The 231-nt window shown below is 56.7% G+C and carries 1 protein-coding gene; it reads right to left on the reverse strand.

From position 1 onward, the window contains the following. Nucleotides 1-231: hypothetical protein (locus H6A60_RS13675; RefSeq protein ID WP_205105428.1), on the reverse strand; the 231-nt coding region annotated here is incomplete at both ends.

Below are 231 nucleotides of genomic sequence, written 5' to 3' on the forward strand. Positions count from 1 at the left end.
AGCTTACGCATGGTTGCTGCCGCGGCTTCTCTGAGGGCAGCGTCGCGCTCTGCCTGCAAACGCTCCTTCGTCGCTTCCAGCGTCCGCACCTCTGCTCGTAGCTGTTCAATGAGGGACTCACTCTTTTCGAGTTTCTTTTCAGCGGCAGCGAAAACCTCAGCCGCCTCATCGCGCACTTTCTTGGCTTCCAGTTTTTCAAACGCCACACTGTCCTTGGTCTTTTGGCGTTCG

Source organism: Sutterella massiliensis, from assembly GCF_016899755.1.
Taxonomy (GTDB): domain Bacteria; phylum Pseudomonadota; class Gammaproteobacteria; order Burkholderiales; family Burkholderiaceae_F; genus Sutterella; species Sutterella massiliensis.